Annotated in this window: 28 protein-coding genes and 3 tRNA genes; 17 read left to right on the top strand and 14 right to left on the bottom strand. The window is 33.8% G+C overall.

Annotated elements, in window-relative coordinates; translation table 11 throughout:
- Nucleotides 1-101 precede the first annotated feature (101 nt).
- Entirely contained in the window at nt 102-1,334 is a 1,233-nt protein-coding gene (locus ABWU56_RS00555) for a hypothetical protein (RefSeq protein WP_064085594.1), read from the bottom strand.
- A gap of 249 nt (nt 1,335-1,583) precedes the next feature.
- Here ABWU56_RS00555 and purF point away from each other — a divergent pair, with 249 nt between their 5' ends.
- Complete coding sequence (purF, locus tag ABWU56_RS00550) at nt 1,584-2,969, top strand: amidophosphoribosyltransferase (RefSeq protein ID WP_264375095.1); 1,386 nt, start codon at nt 1,584-1,586, stop codon at nt 2,967-2,969.
- 459 nt (nt 2,970-3,428) lie between these two features.
- Here the strand turns inward: purF and ABWU56_RS00545 are convergent, their stop codons facing one another.
- The 4 genes from ABWU56_RS00545 to ABWU56_RS00530 are packed head-to-tail and all read right to left on the bottom strand — an operon-like array spanning nt 3,429 to nt 6,223.
- A complete protein-coding gene (locus tag ABWU56_RS00545; protein ID WP_353281587.1) occupies nt 3,429-3,908 on the bottom strand; it encodes a dihydrofolate reductase in 480 nt (159 codons plus the stop codon).
- Complete coding sequence (folP, locus tag ABWU56_RS00540; protein ID WP_353281586.1) at nt 3,905-5,158, bottom strand: dihydropteroate synthase; 1,254 nt, start codon at nt 5,156-5,158, stop codon at nt 3,905-3,907. The genes ABWU56_RS00545 and folP overlap by 4 nt, the downstream gene beginning before the upstream one ends.
- The gene (locus tag ABWU56_RS00535; protein ID WP_052264775.1) at nt 5,155-5,541 is read right to left on the bottom strand and encodes a dihydroneopterin aldolase; all 387 of its coding nucleotides are present in this window, start codon (nt 5,539-5,541) and stop codon (nt 5,155-5,157) included. Before ABWU56_RS00535 ends, folP begins: the two co-directional genes overlap by 4 nt.
- A gap of 22 nt (nt 5,542-5,563) precedes the next feature.
- Nucleotides 5,564-6,223 carry a CADD family putative folate metabolism protein gene (locus tag ABWU56_RS00530; protein ID WP_353281585.1) on the bottom strand — a complete coding sequence of 220 codons (660 nt, stop codon included), beginning with the start codon at nt 6,221-6,223 and terminating at the stop codon, nt 5,564-5,566.
- A gap of 180 nt (nt 6,224-6,403) precedes the next feature.
- On the opposite strand from ABWU56_RS00530, the gene ABWU56_RS00525 reads away from it, so the two are divergent.
- Complete coding sequence (locus ABWU56_RS00525; protein ID WP_353281584.1) at nt 6,404-7,537, top strand: alpha/beta hydrolase; 1,134 nt, start codon at nt 6,404-6,406, stop codon at nt 7,535-7,537.
- A gap of 15 nt (nt 7,538-7,552) precedes the next feature.
- On the opposite strand, the gene ABWU56_RS00520 is transcribed toward ABWU56_RS00525, so the two are convergent.
- The 4 genes from ABWU56_RS00520 to ABWU56_RS00505 all read right to left on the bottom strand — a co-directional run bounded on the left by ABWU56_RS00520 (nt 7,553) and on the right by ABWU56_RS00505 (nt 9,620).
- Nucleotides 7,553-7,798, bottom strand: a complete 246-nt coding sequence (locus ABWU56_RS00520; protein ID WP_264704520.1) for a hypothetical protein — start codon at nt 7,796-7,798, stop codon at nt 7,553-7,555.
- A 679-nt stretch (nt 7,799-8,477) separates the two neighbouring features.
- Nucleotides 8,478-8,554: transfer RNA gene (locus ABWU56_RS00515), tRNA-Ile, on the bottom strand.
- Between the two features lie 39 nt (nt 8,555-8,593).
- Nucleotides 8,594-8,920, bottom strand: a complete 327-nt coding sequence (gene trxA / locus ABWU56_RS00510; protein WP_007302120.1) for a thioredoxin — start codon at nt 8,918-8,920, stop codon at nt 8,594-8,596.
- A gap of 79 nt (nt 8,921-8,999) precedes the next feature.
- Nucleotides 9,000-9,620, bottom strand: coding sequence for a ribonuclease D (locus ABWU56_RS00505; RefSeq protein ID WP_007302121.1), 621 nt, complete (start codon nt 9,618-9,620; stop codon nt 9,000-9,002).
- 159 nt (nt 9,621-9,779) lie between these two features.
- On the opposite strand from ABWU56_RS00505, the gene ABWU56_RS00500 reads away from it, so the two are divergent.
- From ABWU56_RS00500 to ABWU56_RS00485, 4 genes are all read left to right on the top strand, one after another.
- Nucleotides 9,780-9,855: transfer RNA gene (locus ABWU56_RS00500), tRNA-Gly, on the top strand.
- Between the two features lie 96 nt (nt 9,856-9,951).
- Nucleotides 9,952-10,422, top strand: a complete 471-nt coding sequence (locus ABWU56_RS00495; RefSeq protein WP_353281583.1) for a hypothetical protein — start codon at nt 9,952-9,954, stop codon at nt 10,420-10,422.
- Nucleotides 10,423-10,463: 41 nt separating this feature from the next.
- Nucleotides 10,464-11,348, top strand: a complete 885-nt coding sequence (gene era, locus ABWU56_RS00490; protein ID WP_064085366.1) for a GTPase Era — start codon at nt 10,464-10,466, stop codon at nt 11,346-11,348.
- Entirely contained in the window at nt 11,341-12,168 is an 828-nt protein-coding gene (locus ABWU56_RS00485; protein ID WP_019236725.1) for a 3'-5' exonuclease, read from the top strand. The genes era and ABWU56_RS00485 overlap by 8 nt, the downstream gene beginning before the upstream one ends.
- 43 nt (nt 12,169-12,211) lie before the next feature.
- Here the strand turns inward: ABWU56_RS00485 and ABWU56_RS00480 are convergent, their stop codons facing one another.
- Nucleotides 12,212-13,516 carry a lipase family protein gene (locus ABWU56_RS00480; RefSeq protein WP_353281582.1) on the bottom strand — a complete coding sequence of 435 codons (1,305 nt, stop codon included), beginning with the start codon at nt 13,514-13,516 and terminating at the stop codon, nt 12,212-12,214.
- Between the two features lie 328 nt (nt 13,517-13,844).
- Here ABWU56_RS00480 and ABWU56_RS00475 point away from each other — a divergent pair, with 328 nt between their 5' ends.
- The 5 genes from ABWU56_RS00475 to ABWU56_RS00455 all read left to right on the top strand — a co-directional run bounded on the left by ABWU56_RS00475 (nt 13,845) and on the right by ABWU56_RS00455 (nt 17,473).
- Nucleotides 13,845-15,908 carry a hypothetical protein gene (locus ABWU56_RS00475; RefSeq protein WP_353281581.1) on the top strand — a complete coding sequence of 688 codons (2,064 nt, stop codon included), beginning with the start codon at nt 13,845-13,847 and terminating at the stop codon, nt 15,906-15,908.
- 121 nt (nt 15,909-16,029) lie between these two features.
- Nucleotides 16,030-16,254: a ParD-like family protein gene (locus ABWU56_RS00470; RefSeq protein WP_226079579.1), complete on the top strand. Its 225-nt coding sequence runs from the start codon at nt 16,030-16,032 to the stop codon at nt 16,252-16,254.
- Between the two features lie 32 nt (nt 16,255-16,286).
- Nucleotides 16,287-16,529 carry a type II toxin-antitoxin system RelE/ParE family toxin gene (locus ABWU56_RS00465; protein ID WP_264682883.1) on the top strand — a complete coding sequence of 81 codons (243 nt, stop codon included), beginning with the start codon at nt 16,287-16,289 and terminating at the stop codon, nt 16,527-16,529.
- 37 nt (nt 16,530-16,566) lie between these two features.
- On the top strand, nt 16,567-17,355 hold the full coding sequence (locus ABWU56_RS00460; RefSeq protein ID WP_353281580.1) for a DUF2163 domain-containing protein: 789 nt from the start codon (nt 16,567-16,569) through the stop codon (nt 17,353-17,355).
- A 31-nt stretch (nt 17,356-17,386) separates the two neighbouring features.
- Nucleotides 17,387-17,473, top strand: a tRNA-Ser gene (locus ABWU56_RS00455).
- A gap of 341 nt (nt 17,474-17,814) precedes the next feature.
- Here the strand turns inward: ABWU56_RS00455 and ABWU56_RS00450 are convergent.
- A complete protein-coding gene (locus tag ABWU56_RS00450) occupies nt 17,815-17,979 on the bottom strand; it encodes a hypothetical protein (protein ID WP_264376034.1) in 165 nt (54 codons plus the stop codon).
- Between the two features lie 362 nt (nt 17,980-18,341).
- On the opposite strand from ABWU56_RS00450, the gene ABWU56_RS00445 reads away from it, so the two are divergent.
- Nucleotides 18,342-18,617, top strand: coding sequence for a type II toxin-antitoxin system RelE family toxin (locus ABWU56_RS00445; RefSeq protein WP_264682880.1), 276 nt, complete (start codon nt 18,342-18,344; stop codon nt 18,615-18,617).
- Nucleotides 18,618-18,726: 109 nt separating this feature from the next.
- Here the strand turns inward: ABWU56_RS00445 and ABWU56_RS00440 are convergent, their stop codons facing one another.
- On the bottom strand, nt 18,727-19,143 hold the full coding sequence (locus ABWU56_RS00440) for a hypothetical protein (protein ID WP_353281579.1): 417 nt from the start codon (nt 19,141-19,143) through the stop codon (nt 18,727-18,729).
- Nucleotides 19,144-19,356: 213 nt separating this feature from the next.
- Between ABWU56_RS00440 and ABWU56_RS00435 the strand changes: the two genes are divergently transcribed.
- Genes ABWU56_RS00435 through ABWU56_RS00425 form a run of 3 tightly spaced genes read left to right on the top strand, consistent with a single transcriptional unit; the run spans nt 19,357 to nt 19,866 of the window.
- Nucleotides 19,357-19,590, top strand: a complete 234-nt coding sequence (locus ABWU56_RS00435; protein ID WP_353281578.1) for a hypothetical protein — start codon at nt 19,357-19,359, stop codon at nt 19,588-19,590.
- Complete coding sequence (locus tag ABWU56_RS00430; RefSeq protein WP_246038728.1) at nt 19,574-19,735, top strand: hypothetical protein; 162 nt, start codon at nt 19,574-19,576, stop codon at nt 19,733-19,735. Before ABWU56_RS00435 ends, ABWU56_RS00430 begins: the two co-directional genes overlap by 17 nt.
- A 20-nt stretch (nt 19,736-19,755) precedes the next feature.
- Entirely contained in the window at nt 19,756-19,866 is a 111-nt protein-coding gene (locus ABWU56_RS00425; RefSeq protein WP_264375108.1) for a hypothetical protein, read from the top strand.
- Nucleotides 19,867-20,160: 294 nt separating this feature from the next.
- Here ABWU56_RS00425 and ABWU56_RS00420 read toward each other — a convergent pair whose 3' ends face one another.
- Nucleotides 20,161-20,319, bottom strand: a complete 159-nt coding sequence (locus ABWU56_RS00420) for a type II toxin-antitoxin system RelE family toxin (RefSeq protein ID WP_353281576.1) — start codon at nt 20,317-20,319, stop codon at nt 20,161-20,163.
- A gap of 138 nt (nt 20,320-20,457) precedes the next feature.
- Between ABWU56_RS00420 and ABWU56_RS00415 the strand changes: the two genes are divergently transcribed.
- Nucleotides 20,458-20,859, top strand: a complete 402-nt coding sequence (locus ABWU56_RS00415; RefSeq protein WP_353281574.1) for a hypothetical protein — start codon at nt 20,458-20,460, stop codon at nt 20,857-20,859.
- Here the strand turns inward: ABWU56_RS00415 and ABWU56_RS00410 are convergent.
- The gene (locus ABWU56_RS00410; protein WP_353281572.1) at nt 20,856-21,701 is read right to left on the bottom strand and encodes a rhodanese-related sulfurtransferase; all 846 of its coding nucleotides are present in this window, start codon (nt 21,699-21,701) and stop codon (nt 20,856-20,858) included. The genes ABWU56_RS00415 and ABWU56_RS00410 overlap by 4 nt on opposite strands.
- Before the next feature lie 130 nt (nt 21,702-21,831).
- Here ABWU56_RS00410 and ABWU56_RS00405 point away from each other — a divergent pair, with 130 nt between their 5' ends.
- Nucleotides 21,832-23,430: an ABC transporter permease gene (locus ABWU56_RS00405; RefSeq protein WP_254229389.1), complete on the top strand. Its 1,599-nt coding sequence runs from the start codon at nt 21,832-21,834 to the stop codon at nt 23,428-23,430.
- The last annotated feature ends 4 nt before the right edge of the window (nt 23,431-23,434 follow it).

Genomic DNA, 23,434 nt, shown 5'->3' with positions numbered 1-23,434 from the left:
GCCTTTAGTTCTTGTGCTAATTGCTGCCCCATATCCTCTACTACAATCGAATGCGTATGAATGTTTATAATTAATTTCTTAATTATTATCCTAAAAATACATTAATTTAATTCCCTATTAGAGTTTTCTTGTTGTTGTAAACATGTTTGCATAAGACTAGTAGATGGAACGTTTTTAATAGTCTGAGTTAACTCCTCAGGAATATTTTCAAAACTCTTGCCCATAACTTCTAAAACACTTTTCCCCTGTATAAGACAATTCCCTCCAAAGCTTGATTTGTTTTCTAACTTGCTAAACCTTATTTTGCTTTTCTCATCAATTTCTACTACCATTTTGTTACCATCTTTCCGTAGATAAATACTAATCTCTCCTATTTTAGTAGTAAAAAATATTTCAATACCACCTTTTAAGATATCTGTGTAATTTCTTTTTCCATCTTCTGTAATTTCAACTTTTACTATACTTTCCTCAATCTGAAATATGCCAACTTCTAAATCCTTAGCTTTTTCATTATTTAAAGTTCTCGCAGTTTCAACAATACTACCTTGTGGATACTTAATATAAAAATATTTATTATCTACTTCTACTTCAAGATCATATTTATCAATTTGCTTGTTATTTTCTTTCACAATACCTTCATATGCTAGACCCTCTAGCATTTTTTTCTTACTCTTACATTGTTCGTTAAGATCATTTAAATAATTAGAGCCGTAATATCCGCCTTCAATATCGCTATAAAAAGATAATCCTTTTTCTACCCCACCTTTTAACACTAAATTACGAGTGATCTTTTGTATGATATTTTTTGTAGTTGAATTGTGTGGATTTGCATGAAAGCGATTAATTAATTCTTCCATTTTTTCAAATATAAAATTTGTTACAGTCTTATTATCCTTACCGTAATATGAGTTTAATCTTATTCCTTGATTTAAATAACCCTCTATTATGCGTTCCATGTACTTTAAAACGCTTTCTTGCTCATCGTGTTCTGTTATACCTTTTATCATCTCATCACAAAATTTTTTAACTAGAATTTGTTCATCTGTAGTCAATGGTATTTGCAATTTCGTAGAAGATGAGTCTCGCTCAAAAAGATAAATTATTGACAATTCTTCTGCTCTTTTAATAAAGTCATAACTTCTTAGATATTCTGCAACATCTTTGTTTTTTGCGTACCTTTTCTTGATTAAATCCATATGCCTATCTTTACGACTTATAGTCGGTAATTTTGGATTTGATGAACTACTCTGTTGACTATTGAAGAAGCTGTTAGAGAACTGTTCAGGCTCTAAAATAAGATTACTTTCACCTTGTTTACCCACTTGCTTAGACATATTATATACCATAACCACTAAAACTTTTTAGTGATTACTTCAATACATAGATAAGTCAATAAAAATATCTTTTTCTCTTCAGTGCTAAAAAATTGTCAAAAATCTCAAAATTGGTTAATTGCATATAACCTACTTTCTGGTATACATCAAAACTACCGTAGAAAGCTCCAACTTTGAAAGGGATTAACAAATAAAATTCTTGTATTTTGCCTCTACTAAAGTACAATCAGGCTTTATTTAATATTTTTCATGCTTGATGAAGTACATGAGGAGTGCGGGGTATTTGGCATAAGTTACAACCAAAGTGCTGCTTTTAACTCTATACTTGCTCTCCACGCTTTGCAGCATAGAGGTCAAGAGTCTTTTGGCGTAGTAACCAGTAACAACGATAAGCTGCACTCTTATCACTTTCAAGGCCAAGTGAGCAGTGTATTTGATGATATAGATGAAATAAAGAAATCCTTACCTGGAGATTGTGCAATAGGTCATGTTCGATACTCAACAAGTGGTAGTAAATTTGGAGTGCAGCCCATGTTTGGCAAAAGTGGCAAATTTGGGGATTTTGCCATAGCACATAATGGTAATTTAATTAATATTTCTCCGATACGCGAACAATTAATTAAACAAGAGTGCGTTTTTCAGTCAGATATTGATACAGAAGTAGTAGTGCATCTGACAGCAAGCAGTGAAAAAGATAGCTTTTTAGAGAGTTTTATATATGCATTAAAGCAAATACAAGGTGCTTATTCTTTTGTGGCAATCAATCAAGAAGTAGTTATTGGAGTACGTGATCCATCTGGAATCAGGCCTCTTGTTTTAGGAAAGTTAAACGGTTCTTACGTTCTTGCATCTGAAACTTGTGCTCTTGATATAATAAATGCAGAGTTTATTAGAGAAATAGAACCAGGCGAATTAGTTACCATCAGTTCGGATAGTAAGCTAGCCTCAATGTTTCCTTTCCCACAGCAAAAATCAAGTTTTTGTATTTTTGAATACGTTTACTTCTCGAGACCAGACAGCATAATGGAGAAGAGGTCCATATATGATATAAGAAAAGAAATAGGAAGAATACTTGCAGAAGAGAGCCCACCAAAAAACAATGTAGATATGGTTGTACCAATACCTGATTCTGGAATACCTGCAGCTATTGGATATGCAAAGCATTCAGGATTACCTATGGAACTGGGGATAATTCGTAATCATTACATAGGAAGAACTTTTATACAACCCACCGCTGAAGTACGTAAAGTTAGAATAAAATTAAAATTCAATGCTAATAAGCACACTTTGAAAGGCAAAAACATAATTTTAATAGATGATAGTATAGTGCGTGGTAGTACGCTCAGAAATATAATAGTTATGCTAAAGGATGCAGAAGTAAAAGAGATTCACCTCAAAATTTCAAGTCCACCAATTAAGCACTCTTGTTTTTATGGAATAGATACACCAGATTGCAAAGATTTAATTGCTGCGACTCAATCTATAGAAGAGATAAAGGAAAGTATAGGAGTAGATAGCTTAGCCTTTTTGAGTATTGATGGGCTATACAGAGCTGTTAAAGCAGAAAAACGTAACAATGCTACACCGCAATATTGTGATGCTTGTTTCACTGGTGACTACCCAATTGGTAAGTAATCTATTATTAATGAAGGTGAGGTTTTTTCTATGTTATATTAACAGTTTTAAAAATAGATTTTTTGCATAACCATATAGTTTTTGCCTGGGCGTCATTTGAGTGAAAACTACTTTACAAATTTCGTCATTCCCTTTACTATGATACTAAGAGTATTTATCCTTATTTTTGACCTGCAGGCTCAATCACAAAATCAGTAAAAAACTCAAATATTTATTGGCAAATTACACAAAAATTATAGCGGCTTTTTTTATTTTTTCTACATTCAGCCAAAACGCGCTTGTTAGAACATTATTATAGCGCCAATTTACATTATAAAACTCGTCACACGGGGATTCTTCTGCCTTTTTTCTTCGTTTGGTAAATTTCTTAATATTTATAGCTAAAGCTTCAGGCTAGCACTTGATGCTGGGATCCAGCTTTCATTAGAAACGTTGATTACTTTTATGCTAATAATTTTACTACTCTGCTGAACGGATACAATTGAATATAGTATAGTCTTCTGTTCTGACGAGAATAGTTTTATTCCATCCATCAAAAAATGCTAAATTGAGGTATGTATCACCCTTATAGGGCTTGTGAATTTCAGTTATAATAAATTCTGAGATTAGGTTATGCTCTAAAAAAAGGTGTGCTATTTGTGCCCCACCAATCACAAAGACTTGAGAACTACTTTGAATTGACAGAAATTCTTGCATGGAAGAGACAACAGTACATTTTGGACCTCTATTAAAACACTTGTTACGGGAGAAAACAATAGGTGTACGATTCTTTAGTATGCTTTGAGGCACGGTTTCAAATGTCTTTCTTCCCATCACAATAACTTGTTTGTCGGTTACTTGACAAAAGTGCTTAAACTCACTTGGATAACGCCAGGGCAAATCATCATTTATTCCAATTACCCCATTAGGGTCAACAGCCATAATTCCAATAATCTTCATCCCTGTAAGGCAGCTTGGGCTACAAAAAATCTCATGTGGTCACGTACATTATGCACTCTAAGGAAATCAACCTTATTGTGCAGTATAGCAGATGTAGCAATTGTTTCTAAATCTCTATTAGAGGCAGGCTCTGTGGAAAAAGAAGAAATAAATGACTTTCTAGAATGGCCAACTAAAACCTTGCAGCCAAAATTTTGTAAAGTTTCTATACTGCGTAAAATCTGAATATTCTGATACATAGATTTGCCAAAACCAATACCAGGATCAATAATTATTGAATTTTCATCAAAACCAAGGTCAAGTAACCTATTAATGCTCTTCTCTGCCCAATTATTTATGATATCAATTGGGTCAATATCATGTGGAATAATATTTTCCTTATGTGGTGGTATCGAAAGTGAATGCATAATAACGACACTACACCCACTGCTAGCAACTTCTTTTAAGGTATTACTACTCAGATCTCCCTTCTGATCATTTACCCAGGCAATATTGTAGTGCTTCAAAACGTTTAAAATAATGTCTGGCCAAAAACTATCAATGCTGACTTCAATATCACCATTTTTCATATAGTCGCTAAGATTATCAAGTACTGGTTTTAGACGTTCATACTCTTCCTCTGGTGTCTTTATTGAAGCTCCAGGCCTTGTTGATTGAGCTCCAAGATCAACTATGCTTGCACCATCTGATACCAACTGCAATGCCTGCTTGGTTGCTCGATTCGCATCATAATAAAGACCACCATCTGAAAATGAATCAGGGGTAATATTGACGATACCCATAAGCTTTGGTGAAAGCGTAAAACTCTTTGAAAAACATTCTTGAACATTGAAAGCAAAAGTTTTGTTAACCATTGCCATCAAGTGGAGCAAAAATGGTCTGTGTACCAATTCTGGATGAGGAATTTTAAGGTCAGGTGTATCAAGCGTTAGATCATCCCATAACAAAATATCTAAATCAATAACACGAGGTGCCCATTTTTCGTAGACTTGTGGACGACCAATGTCACATTCGATTTGTTTTAAGCCTTTTAGTAGCTCCTCAGGAGAAGAAGAACAACTTCCATAGACAATCATGTTAAGAAATGGCTTGTTCCAATCAGGTGGAGCACCATTTGGTAAAATAGCCTTAGTTTGTAGAATGATCGAAGACTTTAAGTCTTTTAAATAGCGCTTCTTTAGTAACTCAGTAGCTCTTTGTAAATGGGAAAGGCGATTCCCTATATTTGATCCAATAGAAATATAGATCATTCTTGCAATTCATTACAGTAAGTAAAAAAAACGCCCCCATGCACACCAGGAACTGGTGGTGCGATTTTGTGAGTAGTCACCCTGACAGAAGAAATAATATGCTTCTTTCGCAGCAAAAGGTTATTAATGGCTCTGTATATCTCATGAGTTAAATGCTCGATTAAATTAAATTGCTTGCCCTGAACAAGAGATTGAATATTTTGCACTACTTCCAAATAGCAGATAGTATCTTTAAGTTGATCAGTTGTAAGCCCTGAAGGAGGAGATTTAAAAGTGAAATCAACGTCAATACTCACCAATTGGGGAGAAGACTTCTCTTCTGCACTACATCCCAAATGAACCCAAAGCCGTAAATCAGATATAAGAAGATTACATGCTACCACTGAATTTAGTATCTACTTATAATTAATGACAAACATCAACATTCATCATGCCATCAAGAAAACCCCATAAGAGTTTTGCTCCTTTTTCAGCGCCTTGCATAACTTTCTCTTGTTCTTCTTCGTTTAAATCTGCAATAAGGTTTGCACATTCTTCAGAATGCCACTCATCAGCTTCCATATGAACGGTAAAAAATTTGAGAGAACGCTCATCATTTATTGAATAGTGTTTTTTCAGACCTTCAATTTTAGACTTAGAAACCTCTGGAGTTTGACGTTCATAAGCGTACAGAGCTCCAAGACCTGCTGCAAAATCTGATTTTACAATGTCAAAATAACCATCAACTAATTCTCGTGTCTCCTTAATTTGTGCATTTTCACAAAGTTCTGAACGTGCTACTCCCAGTCCTTCAGCAAAACGCTGCCATAATTCTGGGTGATTCTCGTCGCCTTGTTCTTCCTCTATTAAATTACCAAGTAAAACTTGCCGCATTTTCAAATTCGGACACAAGGAATGTATACCGCTGATATAACGAGGAAAAGCAGCAACATGGTGATAATATTCCTTAGCGTAGGTTTGCAGAGCCTGCAGGCTTAAGCCACCTTCATTCCATGACTCGTAAAATGGGTGTTTTAATAAGTGTAAACTATCTAATTGATTATTAAGTAATTGAACAAATGTCATAAATAAACAGTAAATTGTTTTAGGCTACGTTTAGGTTTATCAAATGTCAAGAGGCATTTCTCACTACTACTTTAATTCCAATAAATATAAAGATAGATACGCTATAAGTTAATTTTTTAGTAAAATTGATTTTTTCTAAAATTTCATGTATTATTAAATCAATATAGTGAAAAACGCAAAATGAAAGTAACAGAAGAAAATACAATAAAAATTAGGGAAGAGTTCGTAGAAGTTCAAAATGGAATGCGAATTCAAAAGATCGTGATGTCAAACTCGAAGAGCAGTGCAGATAGCAGAAAGAAAAAGCATATAGTTTACTTTCCAGGGCTTACATATACTTTTGAAAAAGAGCCAGATGAAGACAAAAGTGAATGGAATTGGGCAGCTGAAGCAGGTATGGATGTTCACCTTATTAATTTTCCTGGTTCTGGAAAAAGCAAAGGCCATTCTTTAAACGGTCGAAATCGAGTAAATGCAGGAATTGGAGTCATTTCAGATCTTCTAAAGCAAGGCATTCACCCAGACAATATAGTACTGTATGGAAGCTGTGCTGGAGGACCAATAGCTGCGGAGGTTTATAAAAAGTTTAAAAAAGATGACAATATTCATTTAAGATGCATTATCAATAAATCCTTTAGCTCATTCAAAAAACTTGTAGTGAAATTACTACACATATCAAAACCTAAATGGCTATTTCCTCCTATAATAAAATTCATACTCAAATGCTTTGGTTGGCACTTTAAGCCACACACAATAGTAAACGACATTACTCCATACACAATTTGTTTTAACTTAGAGAACGATGGCTTTATTAGTAAGCAGGCAAATATAGGTACTAAAATTGCTGACATAGAAAAAAGTCATAGGAAAAAAAACTACCAAAAAAAAGAAACTTTTGAAGGTTTTGAGCAATATAAAGAGTTTTTTATGGAGCATGCCAACTTAGCTAAAATAAAAAACCTTGAACCTGAAGTTGGAATAATGAAAAAATGCTGGAATAAGTTTCTATCGTTACTACCTATTAAGGCAGATGATATTCACTTTTCTTCGATTACAGAATTGTGCTCATCAAGTGAACACAAATACAATCTTCCTGAGCTGATTTCACTCTTTTTAGAATTCACAGATAATTATTTTGAAAAGAAGGGCTCTCTCAATCAAGAGAAACAACCAGAGATAAAAACAGAAGCGATATGTGGAAAGAATAGTGAAAAAGAAATAGAGGAAAAGAAACAGTATTTTACCAATTTAAAGAATTATTCAATAAGTCAGAGTATATCTAAAAATCTAACATCTCTGCAAATATTGAAATAAGTGTTTCTTTTGTGATTAAAAAAACATTGCATCTAGAGTATCTGCCATAAGTGATAATTCTGTGCTTTCATCATAGAGATTGTTTTCACTAGCTAATAATTTCTCACTAATTTGTGGATAAAGTTTAGAAACGTACTTCTCATAGCATTCATCTAGACATTCTTGGTCTGTCCGTTTTGTTTTGTAGGAATGGCATTTCTCCTTACATTGATTATATCTAAATTTAATCCCTTGCTCTCTGTTTGATGCTTGTTGTTGCATAATATTCTCCAATTCAAATAATTCTAATATTAGCATACAAATATGAACATTATGTTAATATCATTACTTTTTAGGTATACATGGCAAATTTATGCCTGGAAACAGTTTTTCCTACACTTTCTTTATAAAAATCACAGGCGCCTGTGATTAGCTAAAGTAAAGGTCAAATATCTGGAATTCTGGACATAAAATCCTCCTGTATAAATTAGAAAAAAATGCAGCGCACATATGACAGACGTGTGTATACGCTGAAAAAGATACGCTACGTTTTTTATTGAAAAGTTAATTGAAAGTCTGCAGACAAATTTGAGCTCTTAAAATATCTCTAACTTTAATTATAATTAGATTGAAAATACGCGGAAGTAATTTTTTTTGACAATAGATTTCTTTCATAACCAGACAGCTGGGATCCAATAAGAAAATCTGATCACACGCTGGAATGACACCGTCCTGCCAGTGCATGATGCACCAAAAGTTGTGCATCAACAAGGGTATCATGTGAGTAGCCTCTCTTTTGTCGTTCGAGTAGCTCTTTTGTTGTCATCCCAGTGCCCAGACACTGGGATCCATTTTTTTTCTTCTAGATTCCAGCGTCACGCGCTGGAATGACACCCATTTAGTTTTCTTACCTGTCTACCTTATCTTGCTACTTTGCTGAACGGATACATTTTATTAATAGTGGTGGGATTGGTAGGACTCGAACCTACGACCAATTCGTTATGAGCGAACTGCTCTAACCGACTGAGCTACAATCCCTTTTATCAACACCTATAATACACGCAAAAGGAAATTTGTCTACTCGCTTATTTCACTATCAACCCAACTGTGTAAATCATTTATTGCGCCAATTTTGCGTGCAATTTCCTTACCATCTTGAAATATGATTAAAGTAGGTATAGATTGAACTCCATACTTACTTGGCACTTCAGTTTCTCCATCTATGTCGAACTTGCAGATCTTGATCTTGCCTTTTCTATCCTCAGCCAATTGCTCGATACGTGGCATCAGACTTTTGCATGGTCCACACCATTCTGCCCAAAAATCTACCAGCACAAATCCTTTGTGGTTAGCAACTTCAGATTCGAAATTTTGATCATTTACCGCTTTAATATCATCACTCATAAAATACCTAAATTTTTATAAATATAGCGTATCAATTAACAGCTGATCAACTAAATTTTTCTGGATTCAAGTGAAGTGATTACATATGATGATTAAAGATATCTACACTCCCCCAACCCATTGAATCTAGCTCAATACGAGTAGGAAGAAATTCAAAGCACTTTTCGGCTAATTCTTTTCTATTTTCACGTTCTAGCATTAAATCTAGCTTTTCCTTTATTTTATGGAGATATAAAACATCAGATGCAGCATAACTTTTTTGCTTGTCTGTTAAATTTTCATTTCCCCAATCAGAAGATTGTTGTTGCTTATTTAATTTTATATCAAGTAGTTCTAAGCACAACTCTTTTAAGCTATGATTATCTGTGTAGGTGCGAACTAAACGTGAGGCTATTTTCGTGCAATAGCAAGGCAGTGCCCAAGTTTGCAGGTAGTAATGTATTATACTCACATCAAATCGCGCAAAGTGAAATATTTTGGTTATATTTTTATCCTCTAATATTTTTCTCAAATTTGGAGCTGTATAATCGTTTTTGAATTGAACTAAGTGAGCGTTGCCATCATTGAAAGAGAGCTGAACAAGGCATAATCTATCTCTGCTATGCAGTAGCCCCATTGCCTCTGTATCAACAGCTATAGATTTTATATCATTCGGTATTGCACTGGCTGGCAGGTCGTCCTTATATATAAATATTCTCATAAATTTAATATGTTTTATGACACATACAATAATCAAAAATGAGTTTTAAGTATACGAAAAGATCATAGAAAATTGGCTCTCATGATTTTCATGCATGTAGGGTTTACAAATTGTAATATGTACCTATAATTAGAAGTAGAATCTAAGCAGAATTTAACTGCGGGAGTAGCTCAGTTGGTAGAGCGCAACCTTGCCAAGGTTGAGGTCGAGGGTTCGAACCCCTTCTCCCGCTCCAAGATCATTCCATAAAAAAATTGCTTTGCTTATCCAACTAATTCAGCTATACTAAAAGTAGCTAAAAGCTTTTTAGAAAATTAATTAAGAAGATTATATGAATGATAATACTAAAATAATGTTATTTATCTTAGGTACAGATATACCAATAGGAGCACTTACAGGTTTGGGACTCAGTTTTACAGCTTTATCACCTTTGGTAATGGGTGGAATTATTGCTGCGATTCCGGCAGCCTTACTTGCATGTCGGATAATCTCTAATAGAAGACTCTCCAAAGAAGTCTTTTTTCGGACTGCTTGTTTTTGTTCTGTAGGTACTGCAATTGGAGTTGGTCTTGCTGCAGCTGCAACTGCTGTTTTCCCTGGTGCAATGCTTGGAATGGGATCAGCAGCTTTAGCAGGTGCGGTGATAGCACCCATAGCAGTAATCGCAGGGGTATTTGTAACAGTTTGTGTTACAGTTTGTGTTATTGAACCAATAGCTGAAAAAGTGAATGATTATATTATATCACCTATAGTTGAGCGTTTTTCTTCAAAAGAGGAAGAGTGCAATCTACCTGCAAAATAATCAATTGACGTTAGCATTTAGTTTTCTTTATAATTTCCTTTGTGAAAGAAGAAAGATGCTTATTTGTAACGATAGCTGGTTTGCCAAATGCTGGAAAGTCAACGCTGATTAACAGCATCGTAGGCAAGAAAATTGCAATTGTCACCCCTAAAGTGCAGACAACAAGGACACAGGTAAGGGGTGTTGCTATATGCAACAATGCGCAAATTGTTTTTACTGACTCTCCAGGAGTGTTTTCAGCAGAAACAAATCTTGAAAAAGCTTTAGTCAAATCTGCATGGGGAGCAGTTAAGGATAGTGACATTACTTTGTTGCTTGTTGATGTAAACAATTACCTAAAAAATATAGAAAGAATAAAAACGATATTTGCACGACTGGAGCGCACAAAAGGCAGATGCATTTTGGTTATCAATAAAACTGATTTAGTAAAGAAATCAGAGCTCAAGATGGCACATGAGCACCTAAATTTGCTTTATAAGTTTGAAAAAATTTTTACGATCTCGGCACTGAAGAATGATGGACTTTCTGATCTGACTAGTTACTTGTCTGAAATTGCACCGATAGGCCCTTGGTTTTATGAAAAAGATCAAATAACTGATTCCTCAGCTGATTTTTTATCAGCGGAAATTACGAGAGAAAAGTTATTCTTGAACCTACGTGAAGAATTGCCATACTCTACAGCTGTTATAACTGAACAATTTGAGGAAAAAAAAGATAAGAGTTTAGTCATAAAACAGATCATATTTGTATTGAAAGATAATCATAAGAAAATAGTGCTAGGAAAAGACGGCAGTAGCATAAAAAAAATTAATATCGAGGCACGTACAGAATTGGAAAAGTTATTTGAGTGTAAAGTTCATCTCTTTTTGTTCGTAAAAGTGCGACCTTGGACTGATCGCCCTGAGGAATATATAAGTAATGCTTAATTCTTTGTTAGTATTTGATATTGAAACTATACCAGATGTAAATTCCTGCAAGAATTTACTAAATATTAGTGATGATAGCAGTGTAGAAGAAAAGAGGAACGCATTAACAAAATATCATCTTGAAATAACAAACGGGCAAAACTCTTTTCTGCGTCAGCCCTTCCACCTTGTTGTAGTCATTAGTTTTTTACTTTGTAATATAACACGCCAGAGCGGTTATGAAATGTTCACACTACAAGAAATAAGATCTGGAGGCACAGTAAACTCCAATGAAAAAGAGCTAGTAAAGGGATTTTTTAACTACATATCAGAGAAAAAGCCAAGACTAGTTTCGTTCAATGGACGCACTTTTGATATACCGGTACTGAAGTACCGTGCTATGGTTCATGGCATTCAAGCAGAATATTTTCACAAAGCTGGCGATAAGTGGAATAGTTACAATCAGAGGTACAGTAGTGATTGGCATTGTGATTTGCTTGAATCTCTCTCTGATTTTGGAGCTTCTGCAAGAATGAAGATGAACGAAGTTTGCGCAGCATTTAATCTTCCCGGTAAGATTGGAGTTGATGGTTCACAAGTTATGGACTTATATGATAGTGGCAAAATACAAGAGATTCGCGATTATTGTGAAACAGATGTGATTAACACTTATTTGATTTATTTGAGGTTTATGCATCATCAAGGAAGAATTACTACAGAAAGCTATAATAAGAGCATAGAAGAACTGCTTTTAGAATGCGAAAAAAAAGAACACCTAAAGAAATTTAAAGAAGAATGGAAAATAACTTCTGGTGAAAATTTTTATATTGAATTTAAATGAATAGATATTATGGAGCAATCTAATAATTGCCCCATAATAATATTTATAAACTCCTTGTAGTAGAAAAGGCATTCTGATATGCCATCTGCTTAACTTCTGTTTGTTCAAGCTTAGACAAATTTTCTAAGTTTTTATCTTGGTATTCCTTTTTTACTTTCTCGAAAAAATTTTGTCCACCAAGAATATAATCACCTAAATTAGCAGCATAATATTGAGCATTACCTAAAACTGCACAGTTAATTCGACTTAATATTCTCGAAGGGTAATAAAAGAGAGAAACGTTATTGTTTGATTGGAAGTCATTCTCATCCATTATTTTAATGGCTTCATGATAACCATCCATTTGATGAACAAAATATCCTTCAGGTACTGATATTCTCAATTGTGCACCTACATGAGCATAACCACAAATACCAGGTGATACCGCTGGTACTGGGTCTTGTCTATGTTGAGTTACTCTAATGGTTTTTTCTTGAAGAACATCATTATAAAATTCACTAGCAGTAAGATCAAAAACTCGTGGATCACCAAAAGTTGCAACATGAACATCTTCAGCTCCTTCTGTTTTATTGAGGCATAAAGCAGCTATCTTAGCAATAGCTCCTCCCATACTGTGACCTGTGAGATTGATTTTAAAATCTTTGATTTCTGATTCTTGTTTTTCAGCATAAGATTTCAAAATGCCATAAAGATTAGACCATGAATCCGTAAATGAATTATAAAAACCACGATGAATTCTTCCACCTTCTGGTAAAAATTCTGAAGTAGTAAAAAGTACATTTGCATCAGTGATTCCATCATTGAGGCCACGAGTACCGTGGTAAGCTACCGTTATTTCTTTACCTTTTATGAAAACATGACCAGCATCTTCCTCAAAACTATTACTAAATGGAATGATTTCATAACCTTCGCTGATAAGTTCAGCTCTAGTTTTATACATTTTTTCAGTAGATGGAATAATTTCAAAATCTTCTGCAGTTTCAAATTCAGTTTTGTATACTCCTTGAGCTAGGTTATTACATCTTTTTTTACTTAATTTATCATCATCATCGCCATAGCTTATCTTGCAGAAATTACCCATTTCTAATAATTTCTCTCTATCAAATCCTGCAATTTTTACAATACTTTCATCTATTTTATAGTCAGAAGGTAAAGAACATGGCTCATTTGGATCAGCACGATTTATAAATTCATAATCTTCAATGATCTCAAATTCATCGTCATATTCTTTCATCTCGTATTTGCCATCATCTACTGAAATAGAATCTGGCTGTTCAGTATTACCTGGCTCTGAGCCTGTAGCAGCACCTGTAGTGCTAAACCAATTTCGTAAAAAACTAAAATCCATAAATACCTTAATTATTAAAAATAAAACAATAATTCACTAATTATAATATAAACTAATATTATTGTCAATAGTTATATTAATATTTTAATCTTTATGTACTTTCACTTGAGTAAATTTTACTTCCATAGAATAAGTATAGAGTTATAATACACTAACAAGCAAACCTCTGTACTAAATTTTGGTTAATATACACGTTGAGCGTATTAAGAAAGTTGCTTTTAAAGTATTGCATTTTACTTTTATTTTCGCTATAAGGTTGCTTTAAGTTGGATTTTCAACACCTTTATACTATTTATGTTATGATTTTAAAATTTTTTGGGGGCACTTCATGAAAAAATCTATTTATACTAGAACTGCTCTAGCTTCTCTATTGACTTTATGTTCTTTCAGTGGCTTTGCTGCTGACTTTTCTGACGAGAGTATGAAGGAAGTAAAAAAGCAAGAGAGTAACGAGTCAATCAAAACTTCTGGAAAGATGGAAGTGATGAAGACGTCAAATAAGAAACTAAAAGAAAAAATGGACAGGATATGTAATGCTGATCCAAGAAAAAAAGCTGAGGAGCTTAAGAAAAAAGAAGAACTAAGATTAGCAGCTGAGCAGAAGAAAAAAGAGGAGTTAAAATTAGCAGCTGAACAAAAGAAGAAAAAAGAAGAGTTAAAATTAGTAGCAAAACAAAAGAAAAAAGATGAAATTAGGCTAGCAAAAGAGAAAAAAGCAAAGCTTATAGAGGATTCAAAGGCGAAAGCTCTAAGCACTAAAAATTCTAATGTAGAAAAGTCAAAAATTAAGGGTTCTAAAACTAAGAATGCTAAAATTGAAGCTAAAGATATAAAAAAGGATGTAAAAGTTGTTAACAGCAATACAGAGGAAAAAGGCAAGGCAAGTCCTGTTGTTTCAGTTGGTGGGGTTGATATTATCAATACCAATCAAGGGGATGGTTTGAGAATAACTTTCGGTGGCGTTGTTGATTCTCAAGGTTATGGTAACCATGGGCTAAGTGGCTATAACCATTATAATGTTATGCCAGGTAAATCTACAGATTATTTTAACAATACTCCAGATAGTATAAAAGGAGCAAATCCAATATTTCCTAAAGGGATAGGGAATATTGGTGATTACAGTGAAAACATGGGCATGATTTCAGATGCAATATTGCACTTAAGAGCTGAAAATAAAAATGAGGATATTGGTCTTCGTTATGGTGCCGATGTACAATTCCATGTTCCAGTTACTGAAGGTAAAGGAGCTTCACAAGGCGTGAATGCTGCAAGAGGTAGAAGTGCACATGTGTTTTTGAATTCAAAATATGGTGATCTGAAACTTGGCTATCAGTTTGGTCCTGAGTCTCTGATGAGACTTGATGCAACAAGAATTGCAACTGTTGATGGAGCTGCAGATAGTGACTGGTTCAGAAAAGTAAACTTAGAAGGAAGTGCTGCAAACTTCCCATTTTACGTAACACCACGTCTTTACACTGAAAGCTTCTCGAGCGAGAGCGAAAAACTCTCCTTCCGTATGGCAGGAAAATACAACAAAGAGGTTATGACCACATTGCCATTTAGAGCTGCTTACTACTCGCCGAATTATATGGGTGCAAGATTTGGTCTTAGCTACTCACCTCGCTACGATAGTGGTTTATCCGTTGTAAAAGAAATAGCTCCAGATTTCCTCAAAGATTCAAGTAATAAGCTAACAGGGGTAAAGAATGAGGAAACGTTAAGACATGTTGGACCAGATTACCAGCATATAATAAGTGCTGGTGCATCATATGAATATGACTTTAGTAAACATAATGTAAAAGTTAAAACTTCCGTAGTTGGTGAATATGGGGTTTCAAAGCAACCGAGTAAAGATAAGCATCTTTATAAGGAATTTGTAGAGTACAATGACCTGATGGGTGTTAATTTGGGTGCAAGCGCTGATTATAAGATTGATGAAGGTCAAAATATAAAATTCGCTGCTTCTTTTGCATATTTAGGCAAATCTGGTCAACCGAAGGGTATTAAAAAATTAGTCGGTGATACCTATACAGAAATTGATGGTAACGGTACTACTGATGATGACAAAAGAGTAAAAGGGCTGAAAGCTCAGTTTGATGGGGACGGTAAAAACACTATGTATTGGACTGCAGGTGCTGGTTATCAATATGATAATATCTACACAAGCTTGACATACTTTGGTAGCAGAATGAGCGACAAAGATATGCTTCATGATGTTGCACTTGGTGTTCAGTATGATCTATCTTCTTGCAATAAGAGCAAATTTGTTCCTTATGCAGCCTTACATTATTTTATGACTGATGAAAAAGGTGCACTGAAAGATAAAAATAATGCTGATGTACCTTCTAACCAAGGAATTCTTCTCCTCACTGGTGTGAAGTTTTCTTTCTAATTTGTTCTAGTAATACACACCACAACTTGAATGTGGTGTGTGTTTTCACTATGCACTTTCAAAATGTTGAAAAAATTTCCAATATATGATATAATAGCTTAAACTAGGAAGTAATAATTTAATGAGTATAACAGTAAATCTTGATGGGGAATTTGAGAAGATAGTGCAGTCTCATTCCATATTGCAAAATCGTTCTGTACCGCAACAAATCGAGCATTGGGCTAAGATTGGTCAGATTGTTGAAGATAACCCTGAGCTAAGCTATAATATCATCAAAGAAATCCTTTCAGGCATTGAGGATATCAAGTCAGGTAATGTTGAGGAGTATAAGTCCACAAAATTTTGAAGATTCTTCTCACCAACACTTTTAAGCGGTCAATGAAGAAGCTGCACAATAATCAACTACCCAAACTTGAAGAAGCTATCAAACAAATTCAAGGTAACCCATATATTGGAGAGCTAAAGTCAGGCGATCTTGCAGGTGTTCGCGTGTATAAATTTTCTATTTTTAATCAACTGACATTATTAGCCTATATTCACAACGAACAAAATAACGTATTAACACTTCTTGCATTTGCTCCACACGAGAACTTTTATAGAGATTTGAAAAAACAAGTGTAGCTAAATGCAGGTATGCCATTATTTATAAGAGGCAACTATGCAAACCAAATTAAAAAACCATTTAGCTGGAGAATTACTTACCATCGCTACTTGCTGGAAATTAACACTTGTAAGTGGGGAGGTAATGGGATTCACTGACTATGATAAAGATTTAAATCTCAATAATATACTCTATAAATCTTCAAGCGGTTTTATAGCCAGCAGTATAATATTAAATAGCGATTTGAGAACTGATAATCTAGAAATTGAAGGAATATTAAATAGTGCTGATATTAAAGAAAAAGATGTTTTATCAGGAAGGCATGACTTTGCAAATATTGAAATATTTCTTGTGAATTATAAAGATTTGAGTCAGGGAATTATGAATTTGCATGCAGGAACTTTTGGTAAAGTAACATTAAATAGTGGGAGGTTTATCGCTGAAATTAGAGGTCTTGCGACAAAGCTTGAGAGAAGCATAACAGAGCTATATTCTCCTGTATGCAGGGCACAATTTTGCGATGATAGATGTAAAGCTGATGCTAAAAAGTTTAGTAGAATGAGCACAATTACTAAAGTGATAGATGAAAGAAGATTTGAAGACACTAATTTAATCGAAAGCGATGGATATTATAAGCACGGAGTGTTTAGTTCAGCAACATTTGAAGTTGTAGTTAAAGAATACAAAAATAAAGTAGTTACATTATTTGCTTCTCCTCCATATCAAATTTCTACCGGAGATAAATATTCGATACTTGCAGGTTGTGATAAAGCGTTTTTAACGTGCAAAAACAAGTTTAACAATACTGTGAATTTCCGTGGCGAACCATATATACCAGTTGTTTAGCAGCATAATTTTTAATATTATGAATAAGTATGGAAAGGTGGCTGAGCGGTCTAAAGCACACGCTTGGAAAGCGTGCACATATGAAAATATGTCGGGGGTTCGAATCCCCCCTTTTCCGCACATTATTTCTAGTATAACATAGGATTTTCCGTTTTGTTCTTGAACGTAATAACCATATAGCATTAGCACTTCAGCTTCGCAATTTTTCAGAGTCATCTACGTCAATAAAAGAATAGAGTTATCAAGTTGCAGATCCTTCTTGATTTTTGATGACGAAGAGTAATAGAAATACATCCAGTAGCCAGCATACCTTCCCTATTCCTAACAATATCTTGCAATACTATACTTAGTCTGTGTCATTTCTCCCTAACCTCAGCAAAAGCTAATACCCGTTTATACTCAACCTACCATAATCTGTCAATATAATTCTTTATTAAAAAATATACTGACACTTTTTTGTTAAATAGATACTAATTGATCCACAACTTCAGATGGTGAACAAGTTTCAGAAATTGGAAAGATAAAATCACAGAGGTCATTGCACTGAGATTTTTCCTCAATGAATTTCATTTCACAGTATTCGTGGCAAGTCTGATTTATATGACAAAAAGGGTCTTCAACCATAATATACTCCTTAATTAAAAAACTAACGCTAAGATAGTACTTATATGTTAATATTATCCCAATATTTAGATTAGCATAATTACTTCGTTTACTTTATTGAAAATTTCAGGAAAATGTTGTATAATTATAGAATAGTAGAACTCGGTAAAACTCATGGCAAACGCTAATTTAGCTTTCAGTAAAGAAAACCTTACAGCATCTTGCTGAATTATCTGAACTTACTAAGCAACCTGCTCAAGCATTAGCAGAAAAAACTACTTAAAGAAGCAATCGAGCTTGAAATTGAAGACTTTTTAGTGTCTAAAATTTTCTGATGAGCGTGATGTTGAAGGTGCAGAAACAGTCGATTTTGAAGATATTAAGTGGGATTAGAGCATTATAAAGTTAAGTCTCTCAAAAGTGTTGTTGAGAGAGATTTACCAAACCTTCAAAAAACAATAAGGCTAAGAATCCAAAAGGCTATAAAAGAACGTCTTACAGTTGATCCAATAAACCTCGGTGAACCATTACACCACAGCTTAAAAGGACGTAGAAGGTTAAGAGTTGGTGAATATCGTATAATTTATAGAGTAAATCAATTAGAACAAATAGTAACTATCACAGAGATAGGACATAGATGTGATATTTATAAAAAATAAATATAAACATTAAATATACATTATACAGCCCTTCTTCCTGATCCATTCTTCCGATATAATTCTTTATTGAAAATTTTAGGAAAAAATAAAGAAGCCTCACACTTTTTTGTTAAACAGACATTAAATCGTAAGTGTCCATTTCGTCCATTATAGGTGGATAATATTGCATATTGTTATTTTTACATTTTTTCCAGCATTCATCATCAAGAGCAGCGACAGGACCACATTTGCTCATGCAGCTTTCATTAGATTGACGACAAAAAAACTTACACGTTTTTCTCAAGGAATTATCCCACCAATTATCTTTTGGGTGTCTTTCATCACACGTTTTATAGCAATCATCTAGTGTATATTGTATTACTATATCCGGATCCAAATCATTCAAATTTGATTCATTTCGGTGTACAAGTGTTTTTCCATACTGTGTTGATTGATTATCCAACTTCTGTTCTGAAGCTTTGAATAGACTATCTCCCAACCTTACTGAATTTTCAGCAACAATACCTCTCTGTAAATTAGATGGCATAACATTCTCCTTAATTAAAAAATTAATACAATTTTAACATATAAATATTAATATATTAATAATGATATGGTTATTTCTCAATACAGTTTTCACGAAAGTTAAAACAAGTAATATACACCCTTCCTTCCTGATCCATTCTTCCGATATAATTCTTTATTGAAAATTTTAGGAAAATATTGTATAATTATACAGTAGTAGAACTTGGTAAAACTTATGGCAAACGCTAATTTAGCTTTCAGTAAAGAAACTTTACAGCATCTTGCTGAATTATCTGAACTTACTAAGCAACCTGCTCAAGCATTAGCAGAAAAACTACTTAAAGAAGCAATCGAGCTTGAAATTGAAGACTTTTTAGTGTCTAAAATTTCTGATGAGCGTGATGTTGAAGGTGCAGAAACAGTCGATTACAAAGATGTAAAGTGGAGATCAAGTGAACTACAAAATTAAATTTTTGAAGAATGTCACTGAAAAAGATCTTCCAGCTTTACCAATAAAAATAGAATCAAGAGTAAATAAAGCAATAAAGGAACGCCTTACAGTTGATCCATTGGTGAGCCTTTATACCATAGCTTTAAAGGGTTTAGAAGACTAAGAGTCAGCGATTACCGTATTATGTATTGTGCAGACACCAAAAAACATGAAGTAACTATTATTACAATAGGACATAGGGATACCATTTACGAGAAAGCTTTGAAGGTACTTAAGAACTATGTTTTTCAATAATCGTTAAGTTACGTAAGTAAATTATAAATATTATATTATACACCTCTCCTTCCTCTTCACCTTAGGTGGCTTTGCTCAGCTCAAAAATAACTCATTTTTTGACTATACCCCTATAATTTTACTATTCTACAGACTATAAAATCGATGCTAATAACGGATTAGAGATAAACGTTGCAAAGAATCGCAGTGGCTCAACCGGAAAGGTTACAGTAAGTTAATACTGGAAGGATATTAATCTAGGATTCATAAATGTCTTTTCTGTGTTTTATTGAAACACTTCATACTTTGCAGCATTTATATGATACGATAATCGCCAGTTCTCAGTCTTCTGTATCCTTTGAGTTTGTAACAAAACGATTCACCAAAATCAATTGGATTAACTGTAAGTCGCTCTTTTACTATCTCTTCAACTCTTAACTTTATTCTTTTTGGAAAAGCTCTTCTTACTAACATTTTTCAGGAATTTAATCTTACAGCGCTTTAGTCCCACCTATAGTGGTAAGATTATCTACTTATTCTTGTATGGGAATTTACCAATTGTTAAGATGCTCAGTGTAATAAGAACATATTCTAATAGTATGGAAAAATAAAATGACATTTGAACAATCTATAAAAAATGGCGTTATAAATTTACATAATTTGCGTAGCAAAACAATAGGTGAGCTTATCGATTGTTTAAAAACAAGAGACGATATCAAAGAATTTGCTTTTCAAGATGATGATACTGATCATAGTATACAATATAGGAAAGGTAGAAATATTAGTAATAATATGAAACTTAGGTGCAGAGGTGCAGGAATTGGTTTAGTTGCTGGTCTAGTTGCAGCATGTTGTTTATGGCAAGAAACTTTAGCTCTTATTGGCGGTTCTGGTGTAGTGTTGATTGCATTTGCTATAGTTGGTGCGTTACTTGGAGCTGGAGCGGGCTATGTTGTAGGTAAATGCCTTGATAAAATTGAGGTTAGTAAGTGTGCAATAAGCAGATTTTCTTAGAGGTTCGTATTGAATTCTAGCTTTCTTTCAATACTTAAAGATTTACAATCAGAGCAAACTACCTGGCCACGTGAAACTGATTTCAGCTCATCAGTTGAAACTTTACTTGAGCAGAATATGCATTTTATTTTATCACTTGGGGCGAGTGAGTGATCAACAGCAATTCTATCATCAAAAACAAAACACTCGCCTTCCCAATTACCACTTTTATTGTGAGTTTTTTCAAGGTAGGAAAGAATACCGCCTTTAAGGTGATAAACATCGTTAAATCCAAGGCTTTTCATATATGCTGTAGATTTCTCACATCTGATTCCACCAGTGCAGTACATAGCCACTTTCAGATCTTTACTCTCAGAGAAAGACTCTGCCCACTGAGGAAAATCTCGAAAACGCTGAGTATGTGGATTGATTGCATTTTTAAACTTGCCTAGTTTTACTTCGTAATCATTTCGTGTGTCTATCACTAAAACATCAGGTTGAGAGATAAAATCATCCCAATAATCTGGATCAATGTACTGACCTCTAACGGAAGTATCGAGATTACTTACACCAAGATTCACAATTTCTCTTTTTAATCTCACTTTCATCTTACTAAATGGTTGATATTCTGCTGCACTCTCTTTCCATGTAAGGTCCCTTAGTCTATAATCAGAACGTAGAAAATCGAATATTTTATCAATCGCGTTTCTTTCACCAGATACGGTTGCATTAATACCCTCTTCTGCAAGGAGTATAGTACCCTTTAATTCGACATTATCGCATGCAACTTTTATTTCATCTTTCATGTCATAATAATTAGAGAGTTTTACAAAATGATAGAAAGTTGCAATGACAAAACTCATAATTAATTAGTTTATCGATTTAAAACATAATATATAAAATTATGAAGATATTCAATAGGACGGCTGTTAATTACTGGATATCTTTAGTTTTTGCATATAACATTTTAATATCAAATATAGATTCAAGTTAATGTTTCTGAGAGTATTTAAAAATATATTCTTGTTTTTAGTAAGTGTATTATTTGTCTGCCCTATACTATCGTTAATATCGATTCTATTTACAGAATCAGCAAACTCTGGATGGGTAATTAGTAGACTTTTTCCTGAATATATACTCAATACGTTAATTTTGATGGTAGGAGTAGGGTTAATATCCTTTATATTTGGAGTAATTCCAGCTTGGCTTACTACATTTTTTTCGTTTCCCGGAAGTAGAATTTTTGAGATTGCCTTATTCTTTCCGATATCAATTCCTGGATATATAGTATCGTTTGTTTATGTAAATACGCTAGAGTTTTCAGGTCCGATTCAGAGCTTGTTAAGAGATACTTTTCAATTGGGCAAAGGTGACTATTGGTTTCCCGAGATCAAATCCCTAGGTGGTGGAATATTAGTAATGGGATTTAGTCTATATCCATACGTTTATATGTTGGTCCGCTCAAGTCTAAAGAGCGTTAGTAACTCAGTCACTATTGCATCAACACTTGGGTTCTCCTCATTACAGAGTCTGTTTTCTGTCATCATACCCTCCATACGTCCATCAATTATAGCTGGGTTATCCTTGGTACTAATGGAAGTAATTACAGATTTCGGCACACCACAGTTTCTTGCTATCGATACTTTCACGACAGGAATATACCGTACTTGGTTTTTACTTCATGACAAATATTCAACTACTGTTTTGGCAGTTGCAGAACTGATTTTCGTTGCAACACTAATAGTTATCGAGAAAAAACTACAAAAAAGAGAAATATCTTACTCTTCAATCAATACTAATGCAGATTATCACAATAAACGTATTATAAACGGTTCTATATCGTTGATCTTTTCTTATCTTATGTGTTTATTGCCGATATTAATAGGCTTTATTTTACCAATGATTCCACTTATATATTGGAGCATAGAGAAAGGCTTTTTCATATACGAAGCAAGATTTTACAATATAATAGCAAATAGTGTTGGTTTATCATTTATTACCGCATTAATCTCAATTAGCATTGCGATAATTATTGGATATACAGCGCGTAGAAACAAGGTAATAAGCAACGTAGCACGTCTAATTTCTCTTGGATATGCAATTCCAAATGCAATTATTGCAATTAGCATAATAATGTTTTTAAGCAGAATATCTTCTTTAATTACTCAATATATTGTAGAAATTAGCTTGGTAGGAACTATTGGCGCATTAGTTTACTCATATTTATTTCGTTTTTTTGCTATATCTTTCAAGGCGATAGAGTCGGGACTCAAAAAAACACCAAATGAAATTGAATGGACTGCATATACTATGGGTCATGGGCCTATTTCCACGTGCCTGAATATTCATATTCCCCTTATCAAGAAAAGCATACTATCGGGATTTCTGCTCGTGTTTATGGATACGGTAAAAGAACTCACGGCAACACTAATTATCAGACCATTTAATTTTGAAACTATATCAACTAGAGTATATGAACTTGTCAGCGATGAGCGTTACAGAGAAGCTGCCCCATTTTCGTTAATGATAGTTATTATAGGTTTAACCTCTACAATAATCTTATTCACACTTGATGATAAGAATCAAAAATAAACTA

Origin of the sequence: Wolbachia endosymbiont (group B) of Horisme vitalbata (assembly GCF_964028625.1) — a bacterium.
In the GTDB taxonomy this organism is placed as follows: Bacteria; Pseudomonadota; Alphaproteobacteria; order Rickettsiales; family Anaplasmataceae; genus Wolbachia.
Note: the sequence above shows the minus strand (reverse complement) of the source record. Positions and strands in the feature narration are given on the sequence as shown.